The organism is Rhizobium aethiopicum, assembly GCF_014197535.1.
Classification (GTDB): Bacteria; Pseudomonadota; Alphaproteobacteria; order Rhizobiales; family Rhizobiaceae; genus Rhizobium; species Rhizobium aethiopicum_A.
Map to the genome: position 1 here is coordinate 242,440 of NZ_JACIFV010000006.1, position 17,230 is coordinate 259,669.

18 protein-coding genes and 1 pseudogene are annotated in these 17,230 nt (G+C 61.0%); 12 read left to right on the forward strand and 7 right to left on the reverse strand.

The features are described from left to right. Nucleotides 1-12: 12 nt before the first annotated feature. Entirely contained in the window at nucleotides 13-705 is a 693-nt protein-coding gene (locus GGD53_RS11835) for an ABC transporter permease subunit (RefSeq protein WP_184456172.1), read from the forward strand. A gap of 26 nt (nucleotides 706-731) precedes the next feature. On the opposite strand, the gene GGD53_RS11840 is transcribed toward GGD53_RS11835, so the two are convergent. The 4 genes from GGD53_RS11840 to GGD53_RS11855 all read right to left on the reverse strand — a co-directional run bounded on the left by GGD53_RS11840 (nucleotide 732) and on the right by GGD53_RS11855 (nucleotide 3,463). Next, nucleotides 732-1,937 carry an MFS transporter gene (locus GGD53_RS11840; protein ID WP_184456174.1) on the reverse strand — a complete coding sequence of 402 codons (1,206 nt, stop codon included), beginning with the start codon at nucleotides 1,935-1,937 and terminating at the stop codon, nucleotides 732-734. A 106-nt stretch (nucleotides 1,938-2,043) separates the two neighbouring features. Further along, on the reverse strand, nucleotides 2,044-2,223 hold the full coding sequence (locus GGD53_RS11845) for a hypothetical protein (RefSeq protein ID WP_184456070.1): 180 nt from the start codon (nucleotides 2,221-2,223) through the stop codon (nucleotides 2,044-2,046). Between the two features lie 180 nt (nucleotides 2,224-2,403). Then, entirely contained in the window at nucleotides 2,404-2,679 is a 276-nt protein-coding gene (locus tag GGD53_RS11850) for a DUF2934 domain-containing protein (RefSeq protein WP_184456072.1), read from the reverse strand. 142 nt (nucleotides 2,680-2,821) lie between these two features. After that, a complete protein-coding gene (locus tag GGD53_RS11855) occupies nucleotides 2,822-3,463 on the reverse strand; it encodes a UdgX family uracil-DNA binding protein (protein WP_184456075.1) in 642 nt (213 codons plus the stop codon). A gap of 162 nt (nucleotides 3,464-3,625) precedes the next feature. Between GGD53_RS11855 and GGD53_RS11860 the strand changes: the two genes are divergently transcribed. Both GGD53_RS11860 and GGD53_RS11865 read left to right on the forward strand, forming a co-directional pair. Further along, nucleotides 3,626-5,089, forward strand: coding sequence for a phospholipase D-like domain-containing protein (locus tag GGD53_RS11860; protein WP_184456175.1), 1,464 nt, complete (start codon nucleotides 3,626-3,628; stop codon nucleotides 5,087-5,089). Between the two features lie 95 nt (nucleotides 5,090-5,184). Continuing rightward, the gene (locus GGD53_RS11865; protein WP_184456077.1) at nucleotides 5,185-6,000 is read left to right on the forward strand and encodes an endonuclease/exonuclease/phosphatase family protein; all 816 of its coding nucleotides are present in this window, start codon (nucleotides 5,185-5,187) and stop codon (nucleotides 5,998-6,000) included. A 49-nt stretch (nucleotides 6,001-6,049) separates the two neighbouring features. On the opposite strand, the gene GGD53_RS11870 is transcribed toward GGD53_RS11865, so the two are convergent. Further along, complete coding sequence (locus tag GGD53_RS11870) at nucleotides 6,050-6,622, reverse strand: hypothetical protein (RefSeq protein WP_184456079.1); 573 nt, start codon at nucleotides 6,620-6,622, stop codon at nucleotides 6,050-6,052. A gap of 77 nt (nucleotides 6,623-6,699) precedes the next feature. After that, on the reverse strand, nucleotides 6,700-7,845 hold the full coding sequence (locus tag GGD53_RS11875) for an acyltransferase family protein (RefSeq protein ID WP_184456081.1): 1,146 nt from the start codon (nucleotides 7,843-7,845) through the stop codon (nucleotides 6,700-6,702). A gap of 128 nt (nucleotides 7,846-7,973) precedes the next feature. Here GGD53_RS11875 and GGD53_RS11880 point away from each other — a divergent pair, with 128 nt between their 5' ends. Genes GGD53_RS11880 through GGD53_RS11890 form a run of 3 tightly spaced genes read left to right on the forward strand, consistent with a single transcriptional unit; the run spans nucleotide 7,974 to nucleotide 11,160 of the window. Beyond that, entirely contained in the window at nucleotides 7,974-8,696 is a 723-nt protein-coding gene (locus GGD53_RS11880) for a FadR/GntR family transcriptional regulator (RefSeq protein ID WP_184456083.1), read from the forward strand. After that, nucleotides 8,693-9,865 carry a PLP-dependent transferase gene (locus GGD53_RS11885; RefSeq protein ID WP_184456085.1) on the forward strand — a complete coding sequence of 391 codons (1,173 nt, stop codon included), beginning with the start codon at nucleotides 8,693-8,695 and terminating at the stop codon, nucleotides 9,863-9,865. The genes GGD53_RS11880 and GGD53_RS11885 overlap by 4 nt, the downstream gene beginning before the upstream one ends. 35 nt (nucleotides 9,866-9,900) lie before the next feature. Then, complete coding sequence (locus GGD53_RS11890) at nucleotides 9,901-11,160, forward strand: ABC transporter substrate-binding protein (protein WP_184456087.1); 1,260 nt, start codon at nucleotides 9,901-9,903, stop codon at nucleotides 11,158-11,160. A 25-nt stretch (nucleotides 11,161-11,185) separates the two neighbouring features. Here GGD53_RS11890 and GGD53_RS32370 read toward each other — a convergent pair. Then, nucleotides 11,186-11,301, reverse strand: a pseudogene (locus GGD53_RS32370) (endonuclease domain-containing protein); the annotation flags it as partial. Between the two features lie 71 nt (nucleotides 11,302-11,372). On the opposite strand from GGD53_RS32370, the gene GGD53_RS11895 reads away from it, so the two are divergent. The 6 genes from GGD53_RS11895 (at nucleotide 11,373) to ligD (ending at nucleotide 17,221) form a co-directional block, all read left to right on the forward strand. Further along, nucleotides 11,373-12,308, forward strand: coding sequence for a carbohydrate ABC transporter permease (locus GGD53_RS11895; RefSeq protein WP_184456089.1), 936 nt, complete (start codon nucleotides 11,373-11,375; stop codon nucleotides 12,306-12,308). A 4-nt stretch (nucleotides 12,309-12,312) separates the two neighbouring features. Continuing rightward, nucleotides 12,313-13,143 carry a carbohydrate ABC transporter permease gene (locus GGD53_RS11900; protein ID WP_184456091.1) on the forward strand — a complete coding sequence of 277 codons (831 nt, stop codon included), beginning with the start codon at nucleotides 12,313-12,315 and terminating at the stop codon, nucleotides 13,141-13,143. Between the two features lie 6 nt (nucleotides 13,144-13,149). Beyond that, entirely contained in the window at nucleotides 13,150-14,208 is a 1,059-nt protein-coding gene (locus GGD53_RS11905; protein WP_184456094.1) for an ABC transporter ATP-binding protein, read from the forward strand. Nucleotides 14,209-14,425: 217 nt separating this feature from the next. Further along, a complete protein-coding gene (locus GGD53_RS11910; RefSeq protein ID WP_184456096.1) occupies nucleotides 14,426-15,325 on the forward strand; it encodes a Ku protein in 900 nt (299 codons plus the stop codon). A 12-nt stretch (nucleotides 15,326-15,337) separates the two neighbouring features. Continuing rightward, entirely contained in the window at nucleotides 15,338-16,156 is an 819-nt protein-coding gene (locus GGD53_RS11915; RefSeq protein WP_184456098.1) for a Ku protein, read from the forward strand. Between the two features lie 3 nt (nucleotides 16,157-16,159). Beyond that, nucleotides 16,160-17,221, forward strand: coding sequence for a non-homologous end-joining DNA ligase (ligD, locus tag GGD53_RS11920; RefSeq protein ID WP_184456099.1), 1,062 nt, complete (start codon nucleotides 16,160-16,162; stop codon nucleotides 17,219-17,221). Nucleotides 17,222-17,230 lie beyond the last annotated feature (9 nt).

Consider the following 17,230-nt stretch of genomic DNA (forward strand, 5'->3'; position numbering starts at 1 on the left):
AAGGAAATCATGATTTTCGACAGCGAAGTTCTTCTCCCCGACCTTTATGAGATCCTGGGCGCTGTGCCGCTGACGCTTGTCATGGCCCTCGCTGTCTTCGTCCTATCGACGGTCGTCGGCAGCCTATTCGCCATGATCGAGTATCGTCGGGTGCCGGTCCTTCGTCAGCTCGTTGTCGCCTACAAGGTGGCGTTCAAGGGCGTGCCGATGGTGGTGGTGATCTTCCTTGCCTATTATGGACTTCCGTCGACGCTGCAGTTCCTGACGTCGCTCGTCGGCGTGGAGTACAATGGTCACTCGACGCCGAACTGGGTGACGCTCATCGTCGCCCTGACGGCCTGCGTCGCGGCCTTCCAGGCGGAGGTGGTCAAGGGCGCGCTGAACTCGTTCGACACGGGGCAGGCGGACGCCGCCTATTCGCTCGGCTACAAGAAGAGCCAGCTCTTCCGCCGGGTCATGCTGCCGCAGGTGATCGTGGCAGCGATCCCGGATCTCGCCAACTCCTTCATGGTGATCATGAAGGCGCTGTCGCTTGGCTTCGCCATCGAGGTGGTCGACATCTTCGCGCAGTCGCAGCTGACCGCGGCGCTGAACTTTTACTACCTCGAAGCCTTCCTGGTGGCCGTGGTGATCTACATGGTGATCGCCTATGCCGTGACCCAAATCGCCGACAGAACGGAACGAGCTCTCAGAGTACGGACCTGAGGGGGCATGCGCCCGAGGCAGGCAGTTCAGGATTCCTCGGGCGGCTTGAGGTGGCGGAACTGCAGCAACAGCAAGAGGTCGTATATGATCTTTAGGCCGGCACAGATGACAAGCGGCCAAGCCCGATAAGAGGCGGCGAAAAGAGCACCGGCCAGCGCAGGGCTGGCCGCCGATGCGAGGCTGCGCGGCACGGATGTGAAGCTTGCGGCAGCGGCTCGCTCCGCCTCGGTGACCACAGCCATCACGTAGGAAGAACGGGTTGGCACATCCATCTGCGAAAGCGCGGCTCGAACCAGCAGCAAGACAAGCACCAACGGCAAGGTGGGTGCGAATGCGGCAAGGCCGAGAGCGATGCTTGATGGAATGTGGGTGAACACCATGGTGTTCACGAGCCCAATCCGCTTCGATAGCCGGGCAGCGACAGGAAACGAAAACGCCGACAGCACGCCGGTCCAGAAGAAAAACACTCCAGCCTGGGACAGCGAAAGATCGAATCGTTCGAACAGCCACAGCGCGAGCAAGGACTGGACCACGAAACCTCCAGCGAAGGCATCGAGACTAAAGAGGGCCGCGAGCTTCATGACGATGGCGCGCGAAGGCCCGAGTGCCGCCGGCTTGTGATCTTCGTGCGTCACCGGGCGAGGCGGTATGCGGGCATAAAGAAGACCGCCGAGAATGCCAACGAGCGCATAGAGAACGAACATCAGCCTGATCGAACTCAGTTGCGTCATCCCGAACCGCATCATGACGTCAGGCAGCGCCGCGGCAAGCGCGCCGCCGGCGCTTGCGAGCGCCCCGACCAGGCTGTAACGCGCAAACATTCTCGTTCGATCGGCGTTGGTCACCTCCCGGGCAAGGACCGCATGTTCAAGCGGCACGAAGATGCTCACGCTGCCAGCCGACGGATTGATCGTGCCGGCAAAGGCGACGGCGAGCAGCAGCGCATAGTCGCTGATCATCGGCATGGCGACACCGGTGGCGACCATCAGGCAGGCGGCTGCCAAAAGCAGGCGGCGGAGATCATGATGCCCGCCGAGAAATCCGATGATGATCGTCAAAAGCGCGGATCCGAAGAGGGATGCCGTCGCAATGACGCCGACCTGCAGGGGCGAAAATCCAAGAGCAAGGAGATAGACCGGCAACAGGATGGCCACGAAGCCGTCGCAGAAGTCGCGCAAGGAGCGCGCCGCAAAAAGCCAAGTCGCCGGCCGAACGCTTCGCGCCTGTCCCATTGTCCTCGATCTCATCCTGCCTTCCGAAAATCAATTCCCGTTTTCGGGGCCGCTACGCCAGACCCACCCTACTTTCTAACTGTGCGCGGGCGCCAGCTGAGAACCGTTATTTCCGGTGGAATTTCTGCGACGCTGCAAAGGCGCGGCCGATGTCGAAGGAGGGCAGTCGCAGCGGCGTACGGGAATCGCGGAAAACCAGCCCGACGAGATTATCGACGACGAGGATGAAGCCGAGCGCCAGACCGAGATAAAGCAGAGCGGCGATGAGCACGAGCGATATTTCCATGGCTCACACGATCACCTTGGAAGCCTCAATACTTGCAGCGTCATCCGGCCTTTGTTCACCCCCCGCGCGGCAAGCCCGCCTGCAATCTCTTAAAACCTAACTAATTCAGGCATATGACAAAGCACAGCCGAAGGGCGTCGCAACGACGCCCTTTTTTGAACGTGATCGGTATTCCAGCAGTCAGGATGCCGTCTTGCGGCTCGCCGTCCGCTTGGGCGCCGGCGTGACGACGCCGTTCGTCTTGGCGCCTGTTGCGGCACGCTTCGTGGCCGTTGCGGCGCGCTTGGCCTTGGGTTTGGCTTCTTTGCCGTTGGAAGAGGCAGCAGAGCCTTCGAGCGCTTCGCGCTCGTGCCGCGCCTGATCCCAATGGATGGAATCTCGTCCTGTCGGATGGCCCTCTTCTTCCCAAAGGGCGTATGCACGTTTTTTGATCCACTCTTCCCGAGTTTCTGACATCGCTGATCTCCAGTCACATAATGCCGTCGTTCGAACGCGATACTGCCGGGATGGTTCCAGAGGAGGAGCGCCGTTTCAAGTGAAATCGACCTGCAACCGTAAATATTTCGCGTTGCAGCATATCAAGGTTGAGAATCGGCATTCACCGAGACTGAAATTCCGCCGCCCTGTGCAAATCTGACACGAATGCCTGACGCTGCCTGTGCTGCTCGGTCTCATCGCGGATTCTCAGGAGATAGGAGGGGTGAATGGTCACCAGAACCGGCGGATGGTTTGCAGGCTGCAGGATATGACCGCGCTCGGGCGTCAATTTCGCCTTCGGCCCGAGCAGCGCATAGAGAGCGCTTGCGCCCAGCGCCACCACGAGTTTCGGCTGCAGGATGTTGAGTTCCGCGCCGAGCCACCATGCGCAACGCCTTATCTCGCCGGCATTGGGTTTCGCATGCAGGCGCCGTTTGCCGCGCGGTGTGAACTTGAAGTGCTTGACGGCATTGGTGACGTAGCAGCGCTGACGGTCCAAGCCGGCCTCGTCGAGACAGAGGTCGAGCAGATGGCCTGCCGGGCCGACAAAGGGCCTGCCGGTGATATCTTCCCGGTCACCCGGCTGCTCACCGACAAGGACGATCTCGGCCTTTCCCGGACCTTCACCGAAGACGATTTGCGTCGCATTGCGATAGAGGTCACAGCGGGTGCAGTCCTCGGCCTGATGCCGGAGTTCGGCAATGCTGCCGGCATCTGCGACTTCGAGGGCCAAGGCAGGACCGACGCTTGCGGCGATGTTCATGATGGCGATCCTCATCTTCTGAGGATGAATCGATCTCGACCGGGATTGTTCCCGCGATCGAACGGGCCACTCCCGGCAGAACAATCCCGAGGAAAAATTTCGCGCCATGGGGGAGCGGCTGCATAATTGAACGCCGCCGTTTCGCGGCTATATTGGCCAGCGATGTTCTATCTCCTGTCGACCTACTGGCCGCATATCCTCTTTGTCGTTTCGATCGCCATGGGAGCCGCAGCGGCGATCCATGCCGCCATGACCAAGGAGGAGGTGCGCGCGGCGATCGGCTGGGTCGGCGTCATCATCCTCTCGCCTGTTGTCGGTGCGCTGCTTTATGCGATTGCCGGCATCAATCGCATCCGCCGCAAATCGCTGAGCATTCGTCGCGACGCCCTGCTGCTCGCGCCCGGGACCGACGAGCTCGAGACGTTCGACGCCGACGCCGAGACCGTGATCAGCCAGTTCGGCCGCCGCTTTGCGGCGCTGCAGACGCTTGGCGACCGCGTGACACGCAACCCGCTGACCTCAGGCAATACAATCGACATGCTGGAGACCGGCGACGAGGCCTATGCCGCGATGAAATCCGCCATCGATGAAGCGGAGCGCAGCATCCTGCTCGAAACCTACATCTTCGACCGTGATGTCATCGGCCTGCGCATCGCCGATGCACTGATTGCCGCGGTGAAGCGGGGCGTGGCGGTCCGGGTGCTGATCGACGCCGTCGGCGCGCGTTATTCGGTGCCGAGCATTCTCGGCCATCTCAAGGAGGGCGGCGTCACCGTCGCCGTGTTCAACGGCAATGTCATCATGGGTTTGCGGCTGCCCTATGCCAATCTGCGCACCCACCGCAAGATCCTGATCGTCGACGGACGCATTGCGCTGACAGGCGGCATGAATATCAGGGCGGGTTTCAGCGAGGAGGCGACGGGCGAGACCTTTGCCCGTGATACGCATTTCAGCGTCACTGGCCCGGTCGTCGCCGATCTCTTCGATCTTGCCGCCGAAGACTGGCGGTTCACCACCGACGAACTGTTGAACGACGAGGCCTGGCGCATCGAACCGCCGCAGCGCAGCCCCGGCGACCCCATCCTGATGCGCATCGTCGCCTCAGGGCCGGACCGCAGCCTCGAAACCAACCATAAGATGCTGATGGGCGCCTTTTCCGTTGCGCGTCAATCGATCCGCATCATGTCGCCCTATTTCCTGCCGGACCGCGAACTCATCAGCGCTCTGGTGACGGCGGCGCGGCGCGGCGTTGAAGTCGATATCGTCGTGCCGGCTCTCAACAATCTCATGCTGGTCGACCGGGCGATGACGGCGCAGTTCGATCAGATTCTCAAAAATTATTGCCGCATCTGGCGCTCGACCGGCAGCTTCAGCCATTCGAAGCTTTTGACGATCGACGGCACCTGGGCCTATGTCGGCTCCTCCAACCTCGATCCACGTTCGCTCAGGCTGAATTTCGAGGTCGACCTCGAAGTGCTGAATGAGGGCTTTGCCGCCGAGATCGACGAGCATATCGAAGAAATCCTGAAATCGGCAACGCTGGTGACGCTGGACGGCTTACGCGCGCGGCCCTTCCCGGTGCGGCTGATCGAGAAGGTGCTGTGGCTTGGTTCGCCCTATCTCTGACGGATTTTTTGCATTCCGACATGGCAAGTTCCGCGCGGCCGCCTATACTGCGGATGGAGTAGCTTCTTTGATCAACGGAACAAGTGCGCTTCGCGATGCACGCCAGGAAAGACAGTCTTCCCGCCAGCATTCTCGCCTCGATCAGGAGCAGGAAAAAGCGGCTCGACGCGGCGCATATGGAGGCAAGGCCGCGTAGCGCCGGAACGTTGATCGCTTCCTACAATGTCCACAAATGTGTTGGTACCGACCGCCGCTTCGATCCGGAGCGGACCAGCCGGGTGATCCATGAAATCGGCGCCGACGTGATCGCGCTGCAGGAGGCCGACACACGTTTCGGCGAGCGCACGGGCATACTCGATCTCGGCCGGCTGGAGCGGGAGACGGGGCTGATCCCTGTGCCGGTCGAAGGCATGGCGAAGGCGCATGGCTGGCACGGCAATGTCGTGCTGTTCAAGAAGGGGCTGGTGCATGATGTGCACCAGGTGAAACTGCCGGGGCTGGAGCCGCGCGGCGCCCTCGTCGTCGAAATCGAGCTGGAAGAGGGCGGCGCGCTGCGCATCATCGCCGCGCATTTCGGCCTGTTGCGCCACAGCAGAGCCCAGCAGGCCCGGACCCTCGTCGAACTGATCAACGACAGGCACGAGATGCCGACCATCCTGCTCGGCGACCTCAACGAATGGCGGCTCGGCGACCGCTCGTCGCTCAACACCTTCCAATCCGCCTTCGGCGAGCTGCCGCCCGCCGTGCCGAGTTTTCCCGCCGGCCTGCCGCTGCTGGCGCTCGACCGCATCATCGCCAACCGCAAGGGCATCATCTCCGAGGTGGAGGCGCATGATACACCGCTCGCCCGCATCGCCTCGGACCACCTGCCGATCAAGGCGCTTGTCGACCTGAAACCGGTGGCCGGTTGAACCCAGTCGGGAGGGGCGCCTTCTGCGTTCAACCAGGGCCGGGTACCGCTCAACTTGAGCGGAACAGGCCGGCGAGACGGCGAAACGGCTGGACCCACAATTGCGTATCGATCATTTCAGGTGAGGAGGGCGGGAGCAGCCGGTCAAGGCGAGGCAGGAGAAACGCAGTCCAGTCGTCGAGATCGTTTTTGCCGAAGTAGGGCAGCCAGACATCGCAGGGGCCGTCCCATTGTCGTGGGTTTGCTCGAGCGATATCGCCGAGCTTGACCAAGACGGGTTGGCCATTGTCTCCGACAACTTCAATCTCCGGGTCGGGATCAGGCCTGGGAAGGCGCGCAATGATGTGTTCTTCCAAAGCCTTGCCGATTGCTCGATCCGCCTCGTTGAGGCGAGGAAGTATTCTTGTGTTGCCGGCGGGGCCGGAGGTCTCCGTCAGGTTGATCGTGAACTTGGCGCCGATAAGGCTGTTCGAAGACTGGGATACTTGCAGCCAACAAACCCTTTCGCCCCGGGCAAAGCTGCACTTTCCCGGTTGCGATTTCCAGCCGAGCTCCTGAAGTCGCGGAGTCAGTAGCGACCGCATATGCCGGTGAAAGTCCTTGCTTTTCACATAGTCGCGCATGCTTTGCAGCCTCGTGCTTTGGACGATAACCCCTTGGAGGGTCTTATGTCATGCTCCCTCCCAGAAAGATCCCTCGCTCATGCGGTGAACTTGGCCTGCGCCGCCTTTTGGCGGCTGCCGGTCCGCCATTTCTGGATTGGTCGTTCGATGAATTCCCAGCTCAAGGCGGAAAACGCGATTGTGGGGATCGCGACAACGATCAGTTGGATGATCCCCCCTTTCAGCTGATAATCGAATACCCGCCACAGAATCTGCATCATCAGCCAAAGAATTGGCAAATGGTAGAGATAACAGCCGTAGCTGATGCGGCCGAGATAGGCCAACGGCCGGGTCCCAAGGATGCGGTCGACGACCGGGTTTGTCCCTGATGCGGTCACGGCAATCAGGATCGCGATCGGCAGAAGTGGAAGAATTTGCAGAAGGAAAGCAACGACCAACGACTGGTGGTGGCTGTCTGTGTCAGCGAGCTGGAAGGCACACCACAGTGCCGCCGGCAGGATTGCACCAACCAGGTGGATTTTGGTCGGGCGTGCCAGCATGCCCGAAAAGAAGAAAGTCAAGGCTCCCACGCCCAGTGCGTCGAGTGAGAAGGGCGGCCACAAGACCGTGTTGTCGGTGAAATAGCCGGTGACATAGCAGCCGAGCCAGAATGCCAGTGCAATGGCGATGGCGCCCGCGGCGGCCCGCGCCACCCATCTGTTTGCGCAGCTTAGCACGATGAGCGGCCATACGAGATAGAACTGCCATTCGACGGACAGGGTCCAGGTATGAGCAAGCACCCATGGGTTCCAATCCACTCCCATCGCGAACCAGATGTTTGACAGAAAGGCGAGATGATAAAAAAGCCCGTCCCGGATCGTGACGAGGCCGATAGCAACGAGCGCCAGGAGCATGGCGAAATAGGTCGGCAGGAGCCTGAGCGCTCTTCGCTCGTAGAAAGATCGCAGCGCCGCAAGGTGGCTCAATCTCTTGGCGTCGCGCAACGCGACCAGGTTGCCGGTAATCAGGAAGGCGCTCAAAACGAAGAAGGTTCGCACTGCCAGATCGCCGAGCAGGGAATTGCCATCGACGAAATGCGTATAGAACACGCCTAGAATGGCGATAGCCCTGATGCCATCAAGGCCTCTTATCCGATCTGCCGCCATCCGCTCTCGTTTCCTCCCACCCGCCACCCATATTCCGACAGAGCCTGGCGGGGCGCAAGGGAAGAAGTCGGGCTTCAAAGGCGGCCCGCCTCTTTCTGGAGAGGGATTACTCCGACAACATCACTTGACGTCTCCCCATCTTTGGGAAATGCTAAGATGTCAGACCAATTTAAAGCCTGACTGCCTGATAGAAAAAATGGGGAACCATGAAGGCAAATCGCAGCGACAGGCCGGTGATCCGGCCGCTTCCGGTCATGGACCGCGCGCGTCAGGTGACCGATGCGCTGGCGGATTATGTGGAGGAGGCGCGGTTGCAGGCGGGCGACCGGCTGCCGGCCGAGCGGGAGCTGATGTCGGCTCTTGCCGTCGGACGTTCGACCATTCGTGAGGCGATCCGGCATTTTCAGGCGCTCGGCGTCATCGAGACGCGCAAGGGTAGCGGCACCTATCTTTTGAAGCCGGTTTCCAGGGCAACGATCCATATGCCGCTGTCCTTCGACGCGGCGCATCTGCGCGATGCGCTGCTGCAGACGCTTGAGGTTCGCCGCGGCATCGAATGTGAGGCGGGCATGGTCGCCGCCCGGCGGCGCACGGCAAAGGACCTCGTCGTCATTGAGGAGAAGCTCAACGAGATGGAGCGGGTGCATCTGGAGAAGGGCACATCAGGGCCGGAGGATCTCGCCTTCCATCTCGCCGTCTACGACGCCACCCATAATCCGCTGTTTCGCCAGCTGCTCGAGCAGATGCGCGAGACCTTCGAGCGCTTCTGGGAGCATCCGTTCGACCGGCAGGACTTCGCCCGCCGGTCCTTTCCCTTTCACCGCACGCTTTTCGACGCGATTGCTGCCCAGGACCCGGAGGCGGCGCGCGCGGAGACATTGAAAATTCTCGATATCGTCGAGGAAGACATCAAGGAAATGTCCAAATGAGCAACGGCGCAGACCCGTTCGACCTTGCTTCCCTTATCACTGCCCACGACGACAGCAACTTCGCCGACGCCGTCGTGCCGCCGATCTTCCAGACGTCGCTTTTCACCTTTTCCGATTATGACGAGATGATCACCGTCTATCGCGGCGAGAAGGTGCGGCCGACCTATACGCGCGGGCTGAACCCGACGGTGCGCGCCTTCGAGGAAATGCTGGCCAAGCTCGAAGGCGCCGAGGACGCGCTGGGTTTTGCGAGCGGCATGGCGGCGATCTCGTCGGCGGTGCTGAGCTTCGTCGAGCCGGGCGACCGCATCGTCGCCGTCCGGCATGTCTATCCCGATGCCTTCCGCCTGTTCGGCACCATCCTGAAGCGGATGAAGATCGAGGTGACCTATGTCGACGGCCGCGACGAGGAAGCGGTCGCGAGCGCGCTGCCCGGCGCCAAGCTCCTCTATCTGGAAAGCCCGACGAGCTGGGTGATGGAGGCGCACGATGTCGGTGCGCTGGCCGCGCTCGCCAAGCGGCACGGCGTCGTCTCGATGATCGACAACAGCTGGGCGAGCCCGTTCTTCCAGCGGCCGCTGACGCTCGGCGTCGATCTCGTCATCCATTCGGCCTCGAAATATCTCGGCGGCCACAGCGATGTGGTGGCTGGCGTCGTCGCCGGCTCGAAGGAAATGATCGCGCGCATCAAGGCCGAGGCCTATCCCTATCTCGGCGGCAAGCTTTCGCCGTTCGACGCCTGGCTGTTGATCCGCGGTCTGCGCACGCTGCCGCTGCGCATGAAAGCCCATGAGGCATCGGCACTTGAAATCGCCAGGCGCCTGCAGAAGCTCGAGGTGGTGGAGGCGGTCTGTCACCCAGGCCTCGCCAACCGCCTGCCCGCCGGGCTCAACGGCACCTCGGGCCTGTTCTCGTTCATCTTCCGCGATGGCGTCGATATCCGCGCCTTCGCCGACCATCTCAAGCTGTTCAAACTGGGTGTAAGCTGGGGTGGGCATGAAAGCCTGATCGTACCGGGCGAGGTGGTGCTGCAGCAGAAGGCACAGCCGAATTCCGCGCAAACCTTCGGCATCCATGCGCGATCCGTACGCCTCCATGTCGGCCTCGAAGGAACCGAGGCGCTGTGGAGGGACATTGAGGAGGCGCTCGCCGCCGCCTCACAATCCTGAAACCCGAGAGAAACCTAACAAGGGGGAACTGAGCCATGAAAAAGCTAATAATCTCAACGCTCTTCGCTTCGATGATGGCGGGCACGGCCTTTGCCGACACCACGCTCAAGCTTGTCGAAGTCATCACCAGCCCGGAGCGCACCGAAACGCTGAAATCGATCGTCGGCAAGTTCGAAGCCGCCAATCCCGGCACCAAGGTCGACATCATCTCGCTGCCCTGGAACGAAGCCTTCCAGAAGTTCGCGACCATGGTCTCGGCCGGCGACGTGCCCGACGTGATGGAGATGCCCGATACCTGGCTGTCGCTCTATGCCAATAACGGCATGCTCGAGAGCTTGGAGCCCTATCTTGCAAAGTGGGAGCACACCAAGGAGCTGACGCCGCGCGCGCTCGAGCTCGGCCGTGACGTCAAGAACACCGCCTATATGCTGCCCTACGGCTTCTATTTGAGGGCGATGTTCTACAACAAGAAACTGCTTTCGGAGGCCGGCGTCGCCGCGCCGCCGAAGACGCTGGACGAGTTCACCGCCGCCTCCGAAAAGGTCTCCAAGCTTCCCGGCAAATACGGCTACTGCATGCGCGGCGGACCGGGCGGCCTGAACGGCTGGATGATCTTCGCCGCCACGATGGCAGGCGACAACACGTACTTCAAGGAAGACGGCACCTCGACGATGAACAGCCCCGGCTGGGCCAAGGGCATCGAATGGATGGTCGATCTCTACAAGAAGGGCTATGCGCCGAAGGACAGCGTCAACTGGGGCTTCAACGAGGTCGTCGCTGGCTTCTATTCCGGCACCTGCGCCTTCCTCGACCAGGATCCGGATGCGCTGATCGCCATCGCCGAGCGCATGAAGAAGGAGGATTTCGGTGTCGCGCCGCTGCCGAAGGGGCCTGACGGCAAGTCCTTCCCGACCATCGGCTATGGCGGCTGGTCGATGTTTTCGACGAGCGCCAACAAGGATCTCTCCTGGAAGCTGATCGCCACCCTCGAAGGGCCGGAAGGCAATATCGAGTGGAACAAGCGCATCGGCGCGCTGCCGGCCTATACGGCGGCCGAAAAGGATCCCTTCTATGCCGGCGATCAGTTCAAGGGCTGGTTCGAGGAACTGGCGGACCCGAACACGGTGCCGACCGTCATGCCGACCTATCTGGAAGAGTTCGCCTTCTTCAAGGATTCGCTGGCGATCAAGACCTCACAGCAGGCCTTGCTCGGCGACATTTCGGCGAAGGATCTGGCGGATCAGTGGGCGGATTATCTGACCAAGGCGCAGCAGAAGTTTCTGAGCAAGAAATAAAGATAGAGGGCTTTGAGATTGAATCCCCCTCATCCGCCTGCCGGCACCTTCTCCCCGCTGGGGAGAAGAGACTCGTGGCGGCGCCTCATATCCCTTCTCCCCAGCGGGGAGAAGGTGGCCCGAAGGGTCGGATGAGGGGGCTCAGGCCTCTCACTTCAGAAGCATCACCCGCGTAAGGCCGCACCGGGTAAGACAATGGAAACCGCAATCCGATGACCATTTCCGCCGATATGCTCGACATGCGACGCGACCGCAGGCCGTGGCTGCGTCGGCTTGCCGATACTTCGGAGCCCTATCTCTACAGCGCGCCGTCGCTGATCCTGATCATCGCTGTCATGCTGGTGCCGCTGACGCTCGGGCTGTCCTATGCCTTCCGCGATATCCAGCTGCTCAATCCCTTTTCCGGCGGCTTCATCGGGCTCGAGCATTTCCGCGAGTTGTCGAGCGACGCGGCCTTTTACGGCGCGCTGAGGAACACGCTGTGGTGGACCGGCGCCTCCGTCGTCTTGCAATTCATCTTCGGCCTCATTCTGGCGTTGCTGCTCGACAAGCCGTTCCCGGGCCGGGCGATCGCACAGGCGCTGGTTTTCCTGCCCTGGGCGGTGCCGTCCTTTCTCGCCGGTCTCAACTGGGCCTGGCTGTTCAATCCGGTCATCGGGCCGATCCCGCACTGGCTCTTCGCGCTCGGGCTGATGCATGAGCCGGGCAATATCCTCTCCGATCCCGATCATGCGATGTGGGGGCCGATCGTCGCCAATGTCTGGTGGGGCATTCCCTTCTTTGCCATCACGCTGCTTGCCGCCCTGCAGGCGATCCCGCGCGATCTTTACGAAGCCGCCTCGATCGATGGCGCTGGCTGGTTCCAGCGCTTCCGCTCGATCACCCTGCCGTTTCTGGCGCCGACGATCGCCATCACTGTGCTCTTGCGTACCGTCTGGATTTCCAATTTCGCCGATCTCATCGTCGTCATGACCAATGGGGGGCCGGCCGACCGCACGCAGATCGTCGCGAGCTATATCTTCACCACGGCGTTCAAGCGGCTCGATTTCGGTTATGCCTCGGCGATCGCGCTGGTGCTGCTCGCGCTGCTGCTGGCCTATTCGATGCTGATCATCCTGCTGCGGCAGACGCTGCTGAACAAGGATTGAGCCGATGAGACGATCAATCCTTCCCACCATTGCGCATCGCCTGGCGATCCTCTGCTACATCGCCTTTGCGCTCTTCCCGCTGTTCTGGCTGCTCAAGGTCTCGGTGACGCCGAACGACCTGCTCTACACCGAAGGCGTGCGCATGTGGCCGTCGCGCACCAGCTGGGATCATTATGCCTTCGTGCTGCAGCACAGCGCCTTCCCGACTTTCTTCAAGAACAGCCTGATCGTTTCGGCTTCGACCGCGGTGACGGTGACGGTCTGCGCCTCGCTTTCCGGCTACGCCCTGTCGCGCTTCAATTTCCGGGCGAAATACTGGATCGTCGCGCTGATGCTGCTGACCCAGATGTTTCCGCTCGTCATGCTGGTGGCGCCGATCTTCAAGATCCTGTCGCCCCTGCATCTGACCAACAGCCTGACCGGCCTGGTCATCGTCTACACCGCCTTCAACGTACCCTTCGCCACCTTCCTGATGCAGTCCTTCTTCGACGGCATTCCCAAGGATCTCGAAGAGGCGGCAATGATCGACGGGGCGACGCAATTCACCGCGTTTCGCCAGATCATCCTGCCGCTGACGCTGCCCGGTATCGCCGCGACGCTCGGCTTCGTCTTCACCGCCGCCTGGAGCGAACTGCTGTTTGCGCTGATGCTGATCAACGGCAATGACGCCGCGACCTTCCCTGTCGGACTTCTCACCTTCGTTTCGAAATTCTCGGTGGATTTCGGGCAGATGATGGCGGCGGGCGTCATGGCGCTTATTCCGGCCGGCCTCTTCTTCCTTCTCATCCAGCGTTATCTCGTCCAGGGCCTGACGGCCGGTGCGGTCAAGGGTTAAACAACAATGGCATCGATCGATATCCAGAATATCCGCAAAGCCTACGGCCACGTGCAGGTGCTGCACGGCGTCGATCTCGACATCAGGGATGGCGAATTCGTCGTGCTCGTCGGTCCCTCCGGCTGCGGCAAGTCAACGCTGTTGCGGATGATCGCCGGGCTGGAGGAAGTCACATCAGGTGAGATCCGGATTGCCGGCGCCCGTGTGAACGAACTGCATCCCAAGGACCGCGACATCGCCATGGTGTTCCAGTCCTATGCGCTCTATCCGCATATGAATGTCGCCGGCAATATGAGCTACAGCCTGAGGCTGCGGAAAACGGCGAAGGAAAAGATCACCAGTGCAGTGGCGGCGGCTGCCGCCAAGCTCGGTCTCGATCCGCTGCTCGAACGGCGGCCGAAGGCGCTCTCCGGCGGTCAGCGCCAGCGCGTCGCCATGGGCCGCGCCATCGTGCGCCAGCCGAAGGCCTTCCTGTTCGACGAACCACTGTCCAATCTCGACGCGCGGCTGCGCGAACAGATGCGTGCCGAAATCAAGAAGCTGCATGGCGAGTTGAAGGCAACCTCGATCTACGTCACCCACGACCAGATCGAGGCGATGACGCTGGCGGACCGGATCGTCGCCATGCATGGTGGCGTGGTGCAGCAGGTCGGCAGTCCGCTGGAACTCTACGACCGCCCCGCCAATCTCTTCGTCGCCGGTTTCATCGGTTCGCCGGGGATGAATTTCCTCGACGCCAGCTATACCGCAGGCGGCGTCAAGCTGAAGGATGGCACGATCGTGCCGCTGGCAAGGCCGCTGCCGCTTGCAGACGGCGCGAAGGTGACGCTCGGCATCCGGCCGGAGCATGTGCTGATGACGAATGACGAGACAGGGCTTGGCACCGATGTGGAGCTCGTCGAACCCACCGGCTTCGGCATTATCCTGCACCTCGCCCTCCATGGCCTGCCGTTCAAGATCTTCACTCTTGACCGCGAAGCGTTGAAGGCGGGGCCGAAGGTCAACGTCGCCTTCCCGCCCCAATATCTGCATGTGTTCGACGGCGAGGGTCAACGCATCGATTGAGCAGCCGAGCTCCTCAGGTGTCCCTATCTGTTGGTTGTTGCCACGGTAAAAAGCACCCGGATAGAAAAAGATCGATCAGATTCAAGGGGATGAACGAGACTCGGAAAACGCGTGAATCATTCTGGCTAAGCTATTGAAATTTGATTCGTTTTGATTCGGAACCAATCGTAAAGTGATTCGGTTGACTCGCACTGGTTGCGGCAGGAGCGCGTACGAAATGGTTGCCCCGAGAGCGAATTGGAAAGGCTTCATCAAGTTCGGGGAGGTGGCTTTTCCCGTGGCGCTTTACACCGCCGCCTCCACATCCGAGCGGATCGCGTTTCACACGCTGAACAGGAAGACCGGTAACCGGGTGCGCCGAGAATTCGTCGATGGCGAAACCGGCGATCCGGTCGAGCGCGAGGACCAGGTCAAGGGTTTCGAGATCGAGGATGGTCGCTATGTCGTGCTCGAGCCCGAGGAGGTCGCGGCCGCCATTCCCGAGAGCGACAAGACGCTGAAGGTGGAGGCCTTTATTCCTTTTGATGAGGTCGACGACGTCTATTTCGACAAGCCTTATTATCTGGCGCCCGACAAGATGGGCAGCGACGCTTTCAAACTCCTGAGGGATGGTATGGAGAAAGCCAAGGTCGCGGCCATTGCCCGAACGGTGCTGTTCCGGCGCCTGCGAACGCTCCTCATCCGCCCCCATGGCAAAGGGCTGGTCGGCTCAACCTTGAATTTCGATTATGAGGTTCGCTCCTCCGAGAAGGCATTCGAGGAGATGCCGGATCTCAAGATCGAAGGCGAGATGCTGGAGCTTGCCAAGCACATCATCAACACCAAGAAGGGCGAGTTCGACCCGAAGCAGTTCGACGACCGTTATGAAGCGGCCGTCGCCGAACTGGTGAAGGCCAAGATCGAAGGCCGCACCCTTCCGAAGAAAAAGGCGCCGCCGGCCCCCAAACCGAGCGACCTGCTACAGGCGCTGCGCGAAAGCGCCGGCATGGCGACGCCGGCCAAGACGAAGCGCACCGCTGCAAATGCCAATGCCGGTAAGAGCAGGCAGAAGGCCGCGCGCGCGACGACGACGAAACCACGCAGCCCGGCCGGCGCTCACCAGCGCCGCGCCGGGTGATCGGAGGTTTCCATGGCGATCCGGCCTTACTGGAAAGGTTACCTCAAACTGTCGCTCGTCACCTGTCCGGTGCAGATGATGCCGGCCACTTCCGAAAATGAGAAGGTGCGTTTTCACACGCTCAATCGCGCCACCCAGAACCGCGTCGTCAGCCACTATGTCGACGCCGTCACCGGCAAGGACGTGAAAGATGAAGACGAAGTAAAAGCCTATCAGCGCGGTGAGAACGAATATGTCTTGCTTGAAGACGAGGAGTTGGAGAACGTTGCGCTTGAAAGCACCAAGACCATCGATATTGAAGTCTTTACGCCGCGCAACACCGTCGAATGGATCTGGCTCGACACGCCCTACTATCTTTCACCGGACGATCCGGTCGGCCAGGAAGCATTCTCGGTGATCCGTGACGCGATGGCGGCTGAGGACATGGTCGGCATTTCGCGGCTGGTGATTGCGCGCCGCGAGCGCGCCGTAATGCTGGAGCCACGTGGCAAGGGCATCGTCCTTTGGACCTTGCGCTACGGTGACGAGGTGCGCGGCGCCGAGAGCTATTTCGAACGGGTCGATGATCAGCCGCCGGACAGCCAAATGATGCCGCTGGTCCAGCAGCTCATCAGGAAGCAGACGCAGCACTGGAACCCAAAGATGGTCTCCGACCCCGTCCAGGATAGGTTGCTCGAGCTTATCGAAGCCAAGAAGAAACAGATGAAAAAGCCTGTCAAAGCCAAGTCGAAGGGCAGGGAGAAGGCAGAGCCGGCTCCCAGCAATGTCATCAATATCATGGAGGCGCTGCGCAAATCCGTCGATGCCGAGAACCGATCCGACAGGCATTGAGCGATGACCAGACCACGGCGCCCCTCCGCCCCCTTGCTTCGCGATTCCAGTTCCGCGATACACTCGCGACCTGTCCGTCGGCGTGATCCCGATCAGCCAAACCTGCCGTTCGATCCAATGCCGTCGAGGGTGGAGCCATGCCTGGCCTTGCTGAAGCAGACGGTGCCGCAAGGGCCGGATTGGCTTTATGAGGTGAAGTGGGACGGCTACCGATTGGCGCTCCACATCGAGCCGAAGGGTATTCGCATTCTCACCCGCGGGGGCCATGACTGGACCCACCGATTTCCGACGATCGCCGCAGGGGCAAAAGAGCTCGGTGTGTCGAGCTGCATTCTCGACGGAGAAGCCGTCGTCCTCGATGAAGAGGGGCGCTCCGACTTCGGAGCCTTGCAGCGCTCGCTCGGCGGCAGGGGCGGCAAGCGGATCTCGACGGAATCCATCTTCTGCGCTTTCGATCTGTTATACCTGGATGGTCACAACTTGACGCGCACTGAGCTGTCGGTACGCCGTCATCTCCTCGAAGATCTGGTCCCTGAGACCAGCGATCGATCTATTCGGTTCTCCGAAGAACTGGATCTCGGTGGCGAAGAACTGCTTGAGCACGCCTGCCATCTTGGCCTCGAAGGCGTGATCGCCAAACGCAGGGACAGCCCTTACCGGAGTGGCCGTCTGGGGGACTGGCAGAAGATCAAGTGCGTTCAGAGCGACAGTTTCATGATCGTCGGTTACGAGGAATCCGCCAGCAACCGCGGCGGACTCGGCAGTCTTTTGCTTGCGGGTCGAAAGGGCCACGACTGGGTCTACGTCGGATCCGTCGGCACAGGCTTCAACCGAACCGAGGCGGAATATTTGCGCAAGACGTTGAACCGCCTCCGGACGAAAAAACCTGTCGTGCCGCTGAGAGGAAAGCGCCTCGTCTTTTCCGAGCCGACCTTGATTGCCGAAATCGAGTTTCGCGGCTGGACGCGTGAGGGCAGCCTCCGCCACCCCTCATACAAGGGCCTTCGCGAGATCCAGGATAACGCCGCCGTCTTCGATTTGACTGATGCCACCGTAATCAGATGAGTGCCGCGG

Bases quoted from the DNA above. Each gene is read 5' to 3' on its own strand.
- GGD53_RS11840 (WP_184456174.1), bottom strand. From the start codon at position 1,937: ATGGGACAGGCGCGAAGCGTTCGGCCGGCGACTTGGCTTTTTGCGGCG.
- GGD53_RS11845 (WP_184456070.1), bottom strand. From the start codon at position 2,223: ATGGAAATATCGCTCGTGCTCATCGCCGCTCTGCTTTATCTCGGTCTG.
- GGD53_RS11850 (WP_184456072.1), bottom strand. From the start codon at position 2,679: ATGTCAGAAACTCGGGAAGAGTGGATCAAAAAACGTGCATACGCCCTT.
- GGD53_RS11855 (WP_184456075.1), bottom strand. From the start codon at position 3,463: ATGAACATCGCCGCAAGCGTCGGTCCTGCCTTGGCCCTCGAAGTCGCA.
- GGD53_RS11860 (WP_184456175.1), top strand. From the start codon at position 3,626: ATGTTCTATCTCCTGTCGACCTACTGGCCGCATATCCTCTTTGTCGTT.
- GGD53_RS11865 (WP_184456077.1), top strand. From the start codon at position 5,185: ATGCACGCCAGGAAAGACAGTCTTCCCGCCAGCATTCTCGCCTCGATC.
- GGD53_RS11870 (WP_184456079.1), bottom strand. From the start codon at position 6,622: ATGCGCGACTATGTGAAAAGCAAGGACTTTCACCGGCATATGCGGTCG.
- GGD53_RS11880 (WP_184456083.1), top strand. From the start codon at position 7,974: ATGAAGGCAAATCGCAGCGACAGGCCGGTGATCCGGCCGCTTCCGGTC.
- GGD53_RS11885 (WP_184456085.1), top strand. From the start codon at position 8,693: ATGAGCAACGGCGCAGACCCGTTCGACCTTGCTTCCCTTATCACTGCC.
- GGD53_RS11890 (WP_184456087.1), top strand. From the start codon at position 9,901: ATGAAAAAGCTAATAATCTCAACGCTCTTCGCTTCGATGATGGCGGGC.
- GGD53_RS11895 (WP_184456089.1), top strand. From the start codon at position 11,373: ATGACCATTTCCGCCGATATGCTCGACATGCGACGCGACCGCAGGCCG.
- GGD53_RS11900 (WP_184456091.1), top strand. From the start codon at position 12,313: ATGAGACGATCAATCCTTCCCACCATTGCGCATCGCCTGGCGATCCTC.
- GGD53_RS11905 (WP_184456094.1), top strand. From the start codon at position 13,150: ATGGCATCGATCGATATCCAGAATATCCGCAAAGCCTACGGCCACGTG.
- GGD53_RS11910 (WP_184456096.1), top strand. From the start codon at position 14,426: ATGGTTGCCCCGAGAGCGAATTGGAAAGGCTTCATCAAGTTCGGGGAG.
- GGD53_RS11915 (WP_184456098.1), top strand. From the start codon at position 15,338: ATGGCGATCCGGCCTTACTGGAAAGGTTACCTCAAACTGTCGCTCGTC.
- ligD (WP_184456099.1), top strand. From the start codon at position 16,160: ATGACCAGACCACGGCGCCCCTCCGCCCCCTTGCTTCGCGATTCCAGT.